Source organism: Paenibacillus sp. ACRSA, from assembly GCF_022346845.1.
Classification (GTDB): domain Bacteria; phylum Bacillota; class Bacilli; order Paenibacillales; family Paenibacillaceae; genus Paenibacillus.
Genome location: NZ_JAKRNP010000003.1, coordinates 401,330 through 415,926 on the forward strand (window position 1 = coordinate 401,330; position 14,597 = coordinate 415,926).

General features: G+C 45.1%; 13 protein-coding genes. 6 read left to right on the forward strand and 7 right to left on the reverse strand.

Features of this window, described 5'->3' with window-relative positions:
- Positions 1–6: 6 nt before the first annotated feature.
- The 6 genes from MH215_RS11430 to MH215_RS11455 all read left to right on the forward strand — a co-directional run bounded on the left by MH215_RS11430 (position 7) and on the right by MH215_RS11455 (position 5,746).
- On the forward strand, positions 7–711 hold the full coding sequence (locus tag MH215_RS11430; protein ID WP_056694113.1) for an AIM24 family protein: 705 nt from the start codon (positions 7–9) through the stop codon (positions 709–711).
- Between the two features lie 433 nt (positions 712–1,144).
- On the forward strand, positions 1,145–1,825 hold the full coding sequence (gene queC / locus MH215_RS11435; RefSeq protein WP_239290818.1) for a 7-cyano-7-deazaguanine synthase QueC: 681 nt from the start codon (positions 1,145–1,147) through the stop codon (positions 1,823–1,825).
- Positions 1,822–2,313 carry a 6-carboxytetrahydropterin synthase QueD gene (gene queD, locus MH215_RS11440; RefSeq protein WP_128100640.1) on the forward strand — a complete coding sequence of 164 codons (492 nt, stop codon included), beginning with the start codon at positions 1,822–1,824 and terminating at the stop codon, positions 2,311–2,313. The genes queC and queD overlap by 4 nt, the downstream gene beginning before the upstream one ends.
- Positions 2,306–3,055, forward strand: coding sequence for a 7-carboxy-7-deazaguanine synthase QueE (queE, locus tag MH215_RS11445; protein ID WP_239290285.1), 750 nt, complete (start codon positions 2,306–2,308; stop codon positions 3,053–3,055). The genes queD and queE overlap by 8 nt, the downstream gene beginning before the upstream one ends.
- Positions 3,056–3,244: 189 nt before the next feature.
- Entirely contained in the window at positions 3,245–3,736 is a 492-nt protein-coding gene (gene queF, locus MH215_RS11450; protein ID WP_128100638.1) for a preQ(1) synthase, read from the forward strand.
- Positions 3,737–4,477: 741 nt separating this feature from the next.
- Positions 4,478–5,746 (forward strand): MFS transporter, encoded by a 1,269-nt coding sequence (locus tag MH215_RS11455; RefSeq protein WP_442952585.1) that lies wholly within the window; start codon positions 4,478–4,480, stop codon positions 5,744–5,746.
- Between the two features lie 804 nt (positions 5,747–6,550).
- On the opposite strand, the gene MH215_RS11460 is transcribed toward MH215_RS11455, so the two are convergent.
- The 7 genes from MH215_RS11460 to MH215_RS11490 all read right to left on the reverse strand — a co-directional run bounded on the left by MH215_RS11460 (position 6,551) and on the right by MH215_RS11490 (position 14,147).
- A complete protein-coding gene (locus MH215_RS11460; RefSeq protein ID WP_239290287.1) occupies positions 6,551–7,039 on the reverse strand; it encodes a prolyl-tRNA synthetase associated domain-containing protein in 489 nt (162 codons plus the stop codon).
- 38 nt (positions 7,040–7,077) lie between these two features.
- Positions 7,078–7,923 carry an EcsC family protein gene (locus tag MH215_RS11465; RefSeq protein ID WP_239290289.1) on the reverse strand — a complete coding sequence of 282 codons (846 nt, stop codon included), beginning with the start codon at positions 7,921–7,923 and terminating at the stop codon, positions 7,078–7,080.
- 213 nt (positions 7,924–8,136) lie between these two features.
- The gene (locus MH215_RS11470; protein ID WP_239290291.1) at positions 8,137–9,120 is read right to left on the reverse strand and encodes a glycoside hydrolase family 43 protein; all 984 of its coding nucleotides are present in this window, start codon (positions 9,118–9,120) and stop codon (positions 8,137–8,139) included.
- A gap of 270 nt (positions 9,121–9,390) precedes the next feature.
- Positions 9,391–10,812, reverse strand: coding sequence for an arabinan endo-1,5-alpha-L-arabinosidase (locus MH215_RS11475; RefSeq protein ID WP_239290293.1), 1,422 nt, complete (start codon positions 10,810–10,812; stop codon positions 9,391–9,393).
- A 53-nt stretch (positions 10,813–10,865) separates the two neighbouring features.
- Positions 10,866–11,708 carry a carbohydrate ABC transporter permease gene (locus MH215_RS11480; RefSeq protein WP_239290294.1) on the reverse strand — a complete coding sequence of 281 codons (843 nt, stop codon included), beginning with the start codon at positions 11,706–11,708 and terminating at the stop codon, positions 10,866–10,868.
- Positions 11,709–11,735: 27 nt separating this feature from the next.
- Entirely contained in the window at positions 11,736–12,626 is an 891-nt protein-coding gene (locus tag MH215_RS11485) for a carbohydrate ABC transporter permease (RefSeq protein WP_056694078.1), read from the reverse strand.
- Positions 12,627–12,803: 177 nt separating this feature from the next.
- A complete protein-coding gene (locus MH215_RS11490) occupies positions 12,804–14,147 on the reverse strand; it encodes an ABC transporter substrate-binding protein (RefSeq protein ID WP_239290295.1) in 1,344 nt (447 codons plus the stop codon).
- Positions 14,148–14,597 lie beyond the last annotated feature (450 nt).

The following is a 14,597-nucleotide window of genomic DNA, read 5'->3' on the forward strand; positions in this document are numbered from 1 at the left end:
AGCCGCATGCACATACACCTCAATACCGTTGAAGCTGGTGGCGCTGGACAAGTCGTTACATTCTCGCTTGTTCAGAACGACCGGCTTCATATTTTGCATCCACAGCAGATTGTTGCGTTTCGCGGCTCTAGCAATAGCCGTAATGATAAGTTTATGAACATTTCAGGCATTGTCCGCAAAAAGAAACTGATTAAATCGGAAATCTCTGGTCCCTGCCAGTTTGTAGCCGCACTCCCTCCCGGCTTTACGATGAAAGAGGTCGAGCTGGATGAAGAGAGTGATCTGTTATACGATTTCCGACATCTCTTTTTTTACTCCGATGGCGTCACCATGCATACCAAAATTCAGAAAATTAAAAATATGCTCATCACCCAAGATGCGGTCAAAATGAAGTTTTCGGGAAAAGGCAAGATCGGATTGTTAACTCAAGGCCAAGTATGCCAACAGGAGCTACATCCCACCGCTCCGCTCTATGTCGACGCGGGCAGCATTATCGCTTACCCTGAGAATGCACACTTGGAACTCACCGTATATGGGAACCATCTGGCGAGCCAGCATATGAACTATCATTGGAAGATGACTGGACACGGCTCGGTTCTATTTCAAGCAGGACGTGAGAATAGCAGACTGGAACGGGATGTGAACGATGAAGGTCTGTTCAAGCGAATCTTGAAAGAAGTGATTCCCTTTGGGAACGTTTTGATTAAATAATGAATTTCACCGCCAAGCCGTCTGGGGACTTATGCCACTTTATTGAAGTGAGGTAGCCACCAGGCGGTTTCATGTTATAATGGATCAGACATTTGAAGAAGAAAATCCATGCCACCTGGCATGGGAGAGGTTCGCGAACTCCCTCTACAAGACTTGATCCAACGGGTCAGCACAGTCTTGCGTACATTGAATTGATCTTGTGGACACCGTGTTATGCACCTGTTGTACAGCAGTTCAATACTTTTGTGTTAACAACACAAACAGCATGTACGTAAAAAACTAAGGACACTGGATTGGAAATCCGCTTTTTTGAAGCGATTTGCAAGAAGGTGTGTTTTTTGATGGATGTTAGTTCATGGACTTCTCTGTTCTTCCGACACCCTATGCCTAAGTGCATGGCGTGATCTTAAGAAGATGGAGAGGTTTTTTTATGTTGAACGAAGAAAAAGCAGTCGTTGTTTTCAGCGGCGGTCAGGACAGTACAACTTGTTTATTCTGGGCTAAACAGCAATTTGCTGAGGTTGAGGTGGTTACATTTGATTACGGACAGCGCCATAAGCTGGAGATTGAATGTGCTTCTGCTATTGCTAAGGATCTCGGTGTGCAGCAGACTGTGCTAGATATGAGCCTGCTCAACCAGCTTGCCCCTAACGCATTAACTCGTAATGATGTAGAAATTACACATAATGAAGGCGAACTGCCCAGCACTTTTGTGGATGGACGTAACCTGCTGTTCCTCAGCTTTGCCGCTATTCTTGCCAAACAAAAAGGCGCACGTCATCTAATCACAGGTGTATGTGAAACTGATTTTAGTGGATATCCGGATTGCCGCGACTCATTTGTAAAATCAATGAATGTCACTCTTAATCTGTCGATGGATTATCCGTTCGTAATTCACACGCCCTTGATGTGGCTGGACAAAGCCCAGACTTGGAAAATGGCAGATGATCTGGGTGCCTTTGAATATGTACGCGAGCGCACACTCACTTGTTATAACGGCGTGATTGGGGATGGCTGCGGAGAATGCCCTGCATGTAAATTGCGCAAAGCCGGATTGGATCAGTACGTGGAGCAACGTACAGCAACTGGTCATACGGGAGTGGATATGCGATGAGAGAGCCTGGAACATTCCGTATTGTTGAGCGGTTGCAACGGATTGACGAGGATATTCTGCCTACACAGCTAAGATATCATCGCAAACGTGTACTGGTCAGCAAAGAGTTTACTTTTGACGCGGCACATCATCTGCATTGTTATGAAGGTAAGTGCAAAAACCTTCACGGTCATACGTATAAAGTTATTTTCGGCATCAGCGGTTATCCGGGTGAAACCGGGCTGACGGTTGATTTTGGACATATTAAAGATATATGGAAAACACAAATCGAAGGTTATCTGGATCACCAGTACCTTAATGAGACACTGCCTCTGATGAACACAACGGCAGAAAATATGGTCGTATGGCTGTTCGAACAGATGGAACATGCGCTTCAGACGGAGCCATATGCGGCACTCACCGAAGGCGGACGTACGGAGTTTGTACGACTCTATGAGACACCAACCAGTTATGCCGAAGCGAGACGGGAGTGGATGATCGATGAGTAGCATTCCCAGTCAAGCTACGCGCATTCCTGTAATGGAAATATTCGGCCCTACCGTTCAGGGGGAGGGTATGGTCATTGGGCAGAAAACGATGTTTGTCCGCACCGCCGGCTGTGATTACCGTTGCTCCTGGTGTGACTCTGCTTTCACCTGGGACGGCACCGGCAAAGATCAGATTCAGAAAATGACACCTGAGCAGGTATGGGAGGAATTGCGCCACGTTGGCGGATCACGCTTCTCCCATGTCACCATCTCTGGTGGTAATCCGGCTCTGCTCGCTTCGCTGGATGGCTTAGTTAAGCTATTGCGTGAGCATAACATCCGCACAGCCGTAGAGACGCAAGGATCTCGCTGGCAGCCATGGCTGGCAGACATCGACGAAGTCACCGTCTCGCCTAAGCCGCCAAGCTCTGGCATGGATACAGATTGGAACGTGCTGGATGATGTGATCGCGAGACTCGCCGCAGGTTCCCCAGAACGAAGTCATAGTTTAAAAATCGTTATCTTCGACGAAACAGACCTGAACTATGCCCGGCGTGTGCATGCACGTTATCCGGGAAGCGATTTATTTTTGCAGACAGGTAATCCGAATGTGACATCGATGGATACGCCTGACCTTGCGGCTTCCCTGCTCACTCGTTATGAGTGGCTGATTGACCAAGTCAGTGCCTCCGATGATCTGAATAACGTCCGTGTGCTTCCTCAGCTTCATACATTGGTATGGGGGAACAAGCGCGGCGTCTAGGAAGTGTGCTGTGTGCTGTGGATTGATAGCGTACGTATCATGGGCAGTATGGGTGGATTGGGCGGCATGATGTATTAATGGACTCCGTCTTAATCATCCTATATAAATTGAGTTGTACAGCGAGATTCATCTGTTAAGATATACCGCGAGGCTACGGGCTTTGACGGAAATAAGGAGCGTTATAAACCAATGAGACAACCTGATGAAATGCAAGATATCACGCTACTGGGTAACCAGAACGTAAAATATACATTTGAATACGACCCAGGAATTCTAGAAAACTTCGATAACAAGCATCCGTACCGTGATTATTTTGTTAAATTCAACTGCCCTGAGTTCACTAGCCTGTGTCCTATCACGGGTCAACCGGATTTTGCGACAATCTATATCAGCTACATTCCTGATATCAAAATGGTCGAGAGCAAATCCCTCAAGCTGTATCTGTTCAGCTTCCGCAATCATGGAGATTTCCACGAGGATTGCGTGAACATCATCATGAACGATCTGATCAAGCTCATGGATCCGCGCTACATTGAGGTATGGGGTAAATTTACACCGCGCGGCGGCATTTCCATCGACCCGTACACCAACTACGGTAAACCAGGAACGAAATATGAGCAAATGGCCGACCACCGTATGATGAACCATGATATGTATCCAGAGACAATTGATAATCGTTAATCGATAACGCACTGGAAGCCGAGCCCTTCAATGATGGAGGAGCTCGGCTTTTTTGAGTTTTCTGCTTGGCATATCCAGTATCTTGTTCAGTCGCCACGTCTGCGTGCACAAATAGTTACTCCACATTCGGATAGCTCATTCTTCCTTCAAATGTTTCATCTTCCGAATATAGTGCCGTAACATAAAGACATTAAACATTTGATAAGTGACAAAAAGTACGATCGCAAAAGTCAAAGATTTAGGTGCCGCATATATCGCAAAAAAAGTGGCCACGGCCATATAGATAATAGTCATTACAACATTTCGCCTGGCAAGAACATAGGGGCTCAGCTGCTTCATATCGATTCATCCTCCCAGCATTTTTGGAATAGTGCCGTTGGATCTGCATTACACTCGACTTCTTAACGTTACCTGAAGCCAAATCCTTTTTGAAGGTAAATAGGATAAAAGGGTACTTTTCTACTATATATAAAGCAGCTCACTATAGAAGGTAATCAATAACAGATTAAGTATCTTTCCCCACCACAAGGCATTGCAAAATTCGATATGAATTCTTCGTATCCAACCCCATATTTTAATCCTTCATCCTTTTCAAGAATAAAGGTAGAAACGGCCTAAACGATTTCTTTGTTCCCCTTGCCCACCTATTAAATCTATCCTATTATGTAACAATATGCTTAAATCACATCAAAAGGCGCTGATCCCTCGTGACCGCGACCAAAGGAGAACATGAACATGTCCATGCAAACCTCTTTACCCAAAGATGCAACAGCTCGATCTCAGGCACCTTCCGGATTGGATGCTCAACGCACCGTATACCGGATATTAATTGCCATCAGTCTGGTGCATCTGTTCAACGATTCTATTCAGTCGGTTATTCCGGCGATCTTCCCGATTCTGAAGGATTCAATGCATCTCACCTACACGCAGATTGGCTGGATATCCTTCGCCATTAATTTCACCGCTTCCATCATGCAGCCTGTCATTGGATGGTTTGCCGATAAGAAGCCAACACCTTCTATTCTACCGATCGGTATGGGCTTTACATTTACAGGGATGCTCCTGTTAGCCTTTGCTGACAGCTATATGTCCGTTCTCATTTCTGTTATTTTTGTCGGGCTTGGCTCGGCTGCTTTCCATCCCGAAGGCTCTAGAGTATCTCATATGGCCGCTGGCGCACGTCGTGGTCTCGCACAATCGATCTTTCAAGTTGGAGGCAATGCAGGACAATCTCTGGCTCCATTGCTGACCCGTTGGATCTTCATTCCGTTTGGCCTCTTCGGTGCTATTGGATTTACAGGTATTGCTGCAGCAGGTATTGCTGTACAGATCTACATTGCACGTTGGTACGGTCGGATGCTGAGATCAGGCAGTTATCTACGAAAACAAGCGGCAGCACGCCGAGTACCTAACCCGGCATTACGTAAGAAAATCGCTGCAGCGATTACAATTCTGATCTTGCTTGTTTTTGTCCGCTCCCTATATATCGCAGCTATTGGCAGTTTCTATACCTTTAATCTCATAGAAAGCTTCAACCTTTCTACACCTGACGCACAAATTTACATTTTCCTATTCCTAGCAGCAGGAGCGCTGGGAACTTTCTTCGGGGGACCACTTGCCGACCGATTCGGCAAACGCAATCTTATTTTCCTATCTATGGCGTGTGCGGCTCCATTAACACTGTTACTGCCATACGCTAATCTGTTCTGGACGGGTGTACTGTTAACCATCATCGGCTTCATCATGTTATCGAGTTTCTCGGTTACTGTAGTGTATGCACAGATGCTGATCCCAGGTAAAATCGGTACCGTCTCTGGTCTGATCACTGGTCTAGCCTTTGGTATGGGCGGTCTAGGTGCGCTCGTACTGGGCAACTGGATTGATGTGTTCGGTGTATCACCTGTGATGCAGGTGTGTAGCTTCTTGCCATTACTCGGAATATTGACCTTCTTGCTCCCTTCAGATCAACTGCTGAAACGTTGGGCAGATGAGAACGGTAGTGAGGAGTAAGGGAAGTGCAAATGGTATGATGCGAGCGGGCTGGTACGTGCTTGGACTGTGTGAGGATGCTTGTATGTACTAGTGCTCATTTAAACCTCAAATGAAAGAGTCTGAGCGTTCTGGAGCTCACTTGAACTTGGTAACAGTACCTGAGCCGTACTAGAAATCATTTGTACTGGTCGGGGCTCTGGATGGTTCTATATGGTTCTATATGGTCCTGTACGGATCTGAGCGGTCTCTGTGGTTCTCTGTGTTCTGAACTGCGCTCGACCTTACTTAGCGAGTTTGATCGTTACTCGATTACGTTAGAAAAGGTAAACCACATTAATTGTCTCTAAATCCGTCCGTCCATGTTCTAACGAACCTGACAACTCTTATAATCACAATTACCGCTGATTTCCCGATCTAACGAACCAGAGCATCGTTATTTCCGAATATCGAGTAGATAATCCTTCATAACGAGGTTCAACATGCACAATAAAGCCTCTGAGATTCGTTAGAAATTCTATTGAGTAAAATATCGCCAAATAGCGTCTATTGGATTCGTTAGAATTCATAGATAGATAGGTGATAGATAGAATGGTAGCTATTTAGTAATACCATTAGTAAAGGGTTCCTGCTACTCTGTACATACAGAGCGTTAGGAACCCTTTTCTTATGTTTGTTGGTTACGTTCGTTGTTTTGGTTAAGCTGGTTGGTTACTTCTTACGTTTTGCTTCCAACTTATTCATTATACTGCTTACCTTACTCCCCATGTAGCAACCACCCTTGTCATGAGTCAACGGAAAACAGCAGGCCGAACTTCATACGTTCTAGTCAACGTCACACATGACGATGTTACTTCCATGAGCTGTAATCAATGCCTTAACATCTTCAAATTCAAGGAATACAGTCGCTGTATTTTCCATGGGATGAATCCCTATTTGTTGACCGACTAAATCCTTATCAAAGACTACGGTTACGTTTTGCTGAATATTATTGAAGACTCCCATCGGATTTACATGTCCTTTTTCCAGTCTGAGAAGTTCCACCAAGTCCTTCTCACTAGCAAAACTCAGTTTGCGGCTAGGGATCGTTTCGCTTAAGCTCCTCAAATCAACCGATTTCGTTCCAGCTATAGTCACCAGATAGTAGTTTCGTTTTTTATCATCACGTAGAAATAGATTTTTCACGATATGCTCTGTATGCGGAATTTGATAAGAGAAGATTTCTTCCATCGTATATACTGCTGGATGTTCAATACTTTCGTAATTTATATTATGGCTATCTAATAAGTGATAGAAACCTTGTTTGTCTAACATGTTTGTTCCTCTCTTTCAGGTAAACCCTTTTTGTAATTTTACTTCAAACGTTGCAGAATCAGCCGTTTTTTGTACAGCATTTTACCGGTCTCGGCTACATCCCGAATCGTGTTTTTATTACTCACTGAACCAAAGATCATACCAGCAATCGGAATGAGTTGAAATAGCTTTTTCCATCCAAAAGATTCACGATAGGATTCAAACACCTCTCGCCATCCTTGCATTTGCGACATCACCTCAACCTGTTTATCCGGATTCTCGTAATCCGTCAGTTCATCAATGATTGCCTTCTTACCCACGATATCTGCCGATGAAAATTGCAGACACTTCACAATGAAGATCCGCTCCTGTGGTTCATCCGGATCATAACCGTAACATAACGCCATCTCCTGCAACACTTTCAAAGAAAGGCCCATCACCATTGGAATATCCGCTGCAATTGTCACGATTCCACCAATGCCTGTTGCCGCACCTTGTGCTGCTGCAAACTTGGTACGACTCTCAGCGATGTTGTCAGCTACACGATCCAGTACTTCAAGTGGCAGGTTCTCGACACTGTGAATTTTCGCTGTACTCTCTTCCTCAGCTTCCCGTTCAAGACGATCCGTAGGACCTAACATCGAATGACCTGTGCGCTGAGCTTCCTCCTGTAGCAGCTTCGCTACCTTCTTCTTCTGAACAAGAAACTTACCACCATGCTGGACATACTGTCCTACTTCATTGAGTGAATTTCCAATCTTATCTTTCAATGCCTTAGGCATAACTTTATCCAGCATAGCAAATGGCAGACGACCGATTTTGTCCCAAATGAACAAGTCCTTCTGCTCTTTCTCCCATTTATAAATCTGTTGTAGTTCCTGATCCAAAGTCTCTCGCGAATCCATTTATTGTCCTCCTAGCATGATATCAATCGAGCTATAGCAAAAGCAGTTCTATTTATATATCAACTTCATCTATACGTTGTATACGTGAAAGGTACAAGAACGGATTCATTTGATGCTCTATGTCAGTTCAATCCTTCCTTTATTAACGAAAGAAGCCCCTAATCAGCTATTATACTGACTAAGGGCTACTTTTATCGTTTACATTCTATCAAATTATTGTTCCACTTCAGCTACAGCTTTACCATCCGGAACAGGAACACCAAAATCAGGTGTACCATCCTCTCTCCAGCGGATGACTTGAGCACGGGCATGACGGTTAGGATCATAGAGCGGATCTCCCTCGATCTCTTTGTAGTTACGAGCGTGATAAATAAGGATATCCGTCTGCCCATCTGGCGTTACGGTAAAGCTGTTGTGGCCTGGGCCATACTGGCCGTTCACTTCACATGTCTGGAATACCGGTTCAGGTGACTTCACCCAGCTTGCTGGATCGAGCAGATTGGCATTCTCATCCGCTGTGAGCAATCCCATGCAATAATTATAATCTGTGGCGCTGGCTGAATAACCAATGAAAATGCGTCCATTTCGGTGCAAAACAGCTGCACCTTCATTGACTTTGAAACCGATGATCTCCCAATCATATTCAGGTGTAGAGATCATGACCTGTTCTCCGCGCAGTGTCCACGGATTTTCCATCTCGGAGATATACAGGTTAGAGTTACCTGGAATATCCGGGTCTTTCTGTGCCCAGACGAGATAGCGGATGCCTCGGTGCTCAAACGTTGTAGCGTCCAAAGCAAAGCTCTCCCAGCGCGTCAGTGTCTGCCCTTTCTCGACCCACTCACCCTCTAGTGGATTCGCAGATTCATTTTCCAGTACGTACATCCGGTGATCAAACAAACCTTCATTCGTCTCACTGGTATGTGCCGCGGCATAATAGATATACCATTTCCCGTCGATAAAATGAATCTCGGGCGCCCAGATGTTAGCGCTCATCGGTCCAGTGTCGTGCTTGCGCCATGCCGTCACTGGCTCCGCATCCTTCAACTCCTCAATTGTGCGCGCACGTCGGATTTCGATCCGGTCAAATGCAGGTACAGAAGCGGAGAAATAATAGTAACCATCCGTATGGCGGTACACCCATGGATCGGCACGCTGTTCCAGAATAGGATTGGTAAATGTAATGGATTGTGTCATAATATTGCTTCCTTTCTATTTGGCATTGGTTTGAAGAGAACGATATAAGCTGGTGAAAACGAGCAAGCCTGGGCGTGGGGGGCATCGCGGACGTTCCGGGGAATGACGGGCCTGCGTCGCTTTCTTGTCCTCCGATTTCCTTCCACCTGCTCTTCAGCAGTTGAAATCCGATGACAAACACGCTCCTTCGGCTCCTTCCTTCCCCTTCACTACTTAATGCCCCTTTAAGGTGCAGCTTTGCGCTTATTCATGCGCGCTTTTATAAGGTTCTCATTCTTGCTCTTCGCTCAGCTGTTTACCCCATACGGCGATGCCGCGGTCATTCAGACCTGTGACCACAAGAGCCGGCTTACTAAGCTCCCAGTCCCACGACGGGAGTAATTGCAGCTCTTCTGTGGATGCTCCATTCGAGTTACGTTCCTTCCACTCAATCGTGAGTGTGTGTTTGCCATCGAATGTCCACGTACCTGAACCGTTTTCGCTTTGTACTTTGCCGTTCCGCTGTAAGGTGAATGGAGACGCTTGAACCTGTCCGTCAACGGATGGATCGAGCTCCATCCCTTCCCACTCTCCAGCAATCATGGACTTCGGAATATCCTGTACCATCTCGCCCGCGTATCGTTCGGGAGAAACAACCGGCCAGCCATCCTTCGTCCATAACATTTTGCGCACATGCAGGTACGGCCAGTTTTTATCCGTCTCACCTCTAGCATGATGCACGATGTAATAATCATCACCGTCTTGCAGTACTGAGTTATGACCTGGAGCAACCCAGCCCTCGCCCTCTGTAAAGCGATAACCCCCTACCACTTTTGTTCCAATCTCGTATTGAGGCAGATGATCTGTATCCAGCATGTTCATGCCGTTTATATCCGTGTATGGGCCTGTAATTGAATCAGCACGCGCGACCCTTACGTTGTAATCTTCGAACAAGGAGTCATATGAGACAAACAGATAATACTTTTTGAATTCAGGATGGTATATGATATATGGCCCCTCTACTGCACCCTCTTCGGTTGCCCGATCACGTGCCGCAATGCGAGTACCATAACCCTCTTCCTTGAACTTGCCCGTATCTGGATCGAGTGGCGCAATATATATACCATCGAAGAATGAACCGTACACCATCCACGGATTGCCGTCGGCATCCAACACAGGATTCGCATCAATGGCATTTAGTTTATCCTGTTCGTTCTCCGATGTGCTCACTACCAGTCCTTCATCTTTCCAAGGTCCTTCTGGAGAAGTGGCCGTCTGCAAACCAATGGCTGAGCGCGTGCTGCCAAAAGTAGAAGCCGAGTAATACATACGATACGTATCTCCTACCTTCGTAACATCCGGTGCCCATAAATTCACGGCTCCTGTCCAGTCCAATGCTTCCTGCGGAATGCCTGGTAGAGCTTGACCAACCCATGTCCAGTTGATGAGATCCTGTGATTTTCGCACCATCACACCAGGTTTAGGTTCTCCCGCAACACGAACGTCTGTGGAATATACATAGTAACCCTGATCTGTTTTGATAATCGCTGGATCGTGAGCATTATTTACTGTCCAACGAGACTCATCATCCAATATGGAAGTATCGTAAAGCACGGTATCTTGTGGTTCCTCAGGGAAGGTTGGGCGAGGCACCTCTGCCTCCGCCCCCTCTCCAGAACAACCCGTCGCACCAATCAACATAAGCAACAGCATTGAAGCAACCACTCCTCTCATGTTTATGTTCCAGCCACGCTTCTTCAACGAAATCATCCTTTTACTCCAGAGATCGCAACAGACTCAATAATTTGCTTCTGGAAGATCAAGAAGACAATGAGTACTGGGAGCAACGCAACGATGGAAGCAGCCATAATAAGCGGATAGTCAGTCTGTATCGCATAGGTCGCATTGAAGTTTGCAATAACAAGCTGTAAGGTCTGCTTCTCTGGCGAGTTCAGATAGATGATTGGGGCCAGATAATCATTCCAGATTCCCATGAACCACAGAATTAACTGTGCTGCAATCGCAGGTTTGATCAAAGGGAAGGTGATGCTAGAATAGAGCCGGAAATAGGAACTTCCATCAATTTTGGCTGCTTCTATAATGGCATCTGGGACACTAAGCAGATATTGCCGCAGGAAGAAGATCATAATGACGTTACCGAACAACCCGGGTACAATCAGCGGCAGTAGTGTATCTACCCAGCCAAGCTTAGAGAACATCATGAATTGTGGAATCATGACAGTTGGATAAGGAATCATCATGGATGCAAGTAAAGCTAGAAACAGTTTGTTTTTATGTGGAAATCTCAATTTGGCAAAAGCAAAAGCGGCGATACTGGACGTAAACGTACCGACCACAGTGACACTCAATGCAATGATCAAGCTATTTTTAATCCCGCTGAGTAACGGGCCAGCTTCCCAGATTTCTTTATACTTTTCAAATTGGAACACTTCTGGAATCCACACAGGAGGAAGTGCGAATACATCCTGTTTCTCCTTCAACGACGTGGACAGCATCCAGATCAATGGGGCAACCATTGCAATAGCACCAATCGCGAGTATGATAAAAATAATCGAGTTCGTTACTTTCCTTCTTTGACTGTAAGACATCTCCGGTTCACTCCTTTCCCTTGACCATCAATCCCCATCATAGGCTGATCTTTCGTTTAATTTGAATTGCACCAAAGTAATGACAAAGATGAAAATACCTAGAATCATGGCCATCGCTGAGGCGTAACCCATTTGCAGGTTGCTGAACGCTTTTTGCCAGATGTAGAAAACGATCGACGCCGATGAATACTCGGGACCACCCGTAGGGGTCATAATGTTCATTTCGGTAAAGATCTGGGAGCCACCAATAATATTGGTAACCACGAGGAAGAAGGTCACTGGCTTCACCATCGGCCAGGTGATGTTACGGAAGATCTGGAACCCGTTCGCTCCGTCCAGCTCAGCCGCCTCGTAGTATGTACGCGATACACTTTGTAGAGCAGCTAGGTACAGCAACATGGTGTACCCTAGACCTTTCCACACCGTCATAATAATGAGAGCTGGTTTGACCGTATCTTTGTTAGCCAGCCAGTTAGGTCCTTCAATGCCGAAGAGCGCAAGGAACTGGTTAACCAATCCATAATCTCCGTTATAAGCCCAGTTCCACATGATGGAAACGGCTGCAAGAGAAGAAATAACGGGAATATAATAGATCACGCGGAACGTCGTTGTACCAGGAATTTTGCGATTCAAGCCCATTGCGAGCAAGAGTGCAAGTAACAATCCAATGGGAATGCCCAGCATCAGATAAAAGGTGTTAAACATCGCTTTGTAAAATAGATCATCTGTGAGCAAATCTTTAAAATTGGCTAAACCGATAAAGTTCATCTGTCCCAAGCCATCCCAATCCGTGAACGAACCGTACAACGAATATAAGAAAGGGAACAGAACAAAGATCAGCAGACCGAGAATTGGAGGTGTAATAAACAAATATCCGTACAGCCTCTCTTTGCGATACAAGCTAGACTTTGTATTCACTGCGCTCACCCCTGTTTCTAATATCAAGTATGGAATCCAAAAATGATGCCAGCAGCGTGATAGCAGGCTGCTGGCATCGCTTTTCTATACAACACGAAACTTAGCAACTTAACTCTGATTCACCTTGTGTAGTTCGCTTCTTGCTCGAAACTCGCTAATAATCTCTCGTTGATTAACTTATTTTTGAGATTTTTTCTCTTGCTCGACCGCTTTGTCCAACAACTTCTGCATTTTCGGCTGTTGCTGTTTCACATACTCTGCGGCTGTAATCTTGCCATCCAGCACAGGCTGGACATCCGTGAAGAACAGATCGTACCACTCTGCGTTATACGTGTAGTTTCCTGGAAGGGAGCGACCATAATCTTCAACAATATCAATGAACTCCTGTTTATTAGCTGGCTTCGTTGATGTATCTTTGGCCCATTCATCAGCCATATCGAGCAGGTTCGGAATCTGTACTTTGGCATCGACAAGCTGCTGCATTGCATCTTTAGAAGCTGTAAGGTAATTCACCAGTTTAGCTGCTTCTTCAGGGTGCTTCGATTTAGCAGAAACCCCGATTCCCAGAGAACCAATCCATGTTGCAGACTTACCACTGGAACCCGCTGGGAATGGCAACAGATCATATTCAAAAGGCAATGTTTCAAACGTACTCATATCCCAAGGACCTACAGGGAAGAATGCCATTTCCCCTTTCATCCAACGTTGGTACGTATCCAGGGTCTGTGCTTCTTCAATTGAAGGTGTGATTTTGTATTTGTTCTGCATGTCTGCGAAAAATTGTAGCGCTTCCGCAAATTTCGGATCGTCAATCGTTACTTTCGTTTTGGTTTCATCCAACCAGTCAGCATCATTGCTCCATACGAAGGATTGAAGTGCCCAGTTCACGTTGAAACCTGATCCGAATACATCCGGTTTGCCATCTCCGTTGGTATCCTTCGTTGCTTGCTGATTCACTTGGATGAACTCATCCCACGTATATGGCTTGTCTGTGTCTGGTAGTGGAATACCCTCTTTTTCAAACATCGTTTTGTTATATCCAAGTGCGAATGGCCCAAGATCTTTCGGCATACCGTAAAGGTCTCCTTGTCCTGCCATTTGACCGTCATAACGATATAGATCTAAACCATATTTCCAGATATTATCCAAATCCACATCCGGGTTATTTTCAACATAAGGAGTCAGATTCATCAAAACATTACTGTTCACATACGCTTTCACGTCACCAGGGTTAAAATAAAAAATATCTGGCAAGCTATTGCCCGTAATCGCTGCTCTCAGCTTGGTAGCATATTGATCCGCAGCCGTTACAATCAATTTAACTTTGATGCCAGGATTCTCTTCTTCAAACTTTTTGACAACAGCTTGATAAGCCTTCTGTTCATCTGTACCGCCTCGGAACATAAATGTCAGTTCTTTATCACCGCTTGCCCCTCCACTATCTCCACCGCAACCTGCTAAGACAAGTGCAGTAACCAGCATAAGAAGCATAAACGTGACCCAACTCTTTTTCTTTAACATCTGAACCCCTCCTGATCTGAATTTGTAACCGTATTCAATTGCGTGAAATAAGATTTCTGTTGTTAAATTTATCAAATACTAATCACTTTAGTCAATACTTTATTAAAACATTTTATACTTTTGTAAAATAAAATAAGTTTGGGAGCATTCCTTAGAGTTCATAACCGTGGATGGACCTATGATTTTCATCGTTTGAAATTTTGGCACCAGGGAGGTGATGGAGGGAAGTTTCGATCTTTTCTTAACCAAATGGTGCATTTGATTCATGAACTATTAAAGTATTTTAGGTATAATAGAATTATAAAAGCGGTTACAATACTTTTCAATGGTTTATTTCAAAGATTAATGAAACAATTTAAATGTTTTATGTAATACTATATTGATAAACGAACCTTCATTTTAATAATGAATCGTACGATAATAAAGAAGATAGGCTTCTTGCCTCTACCC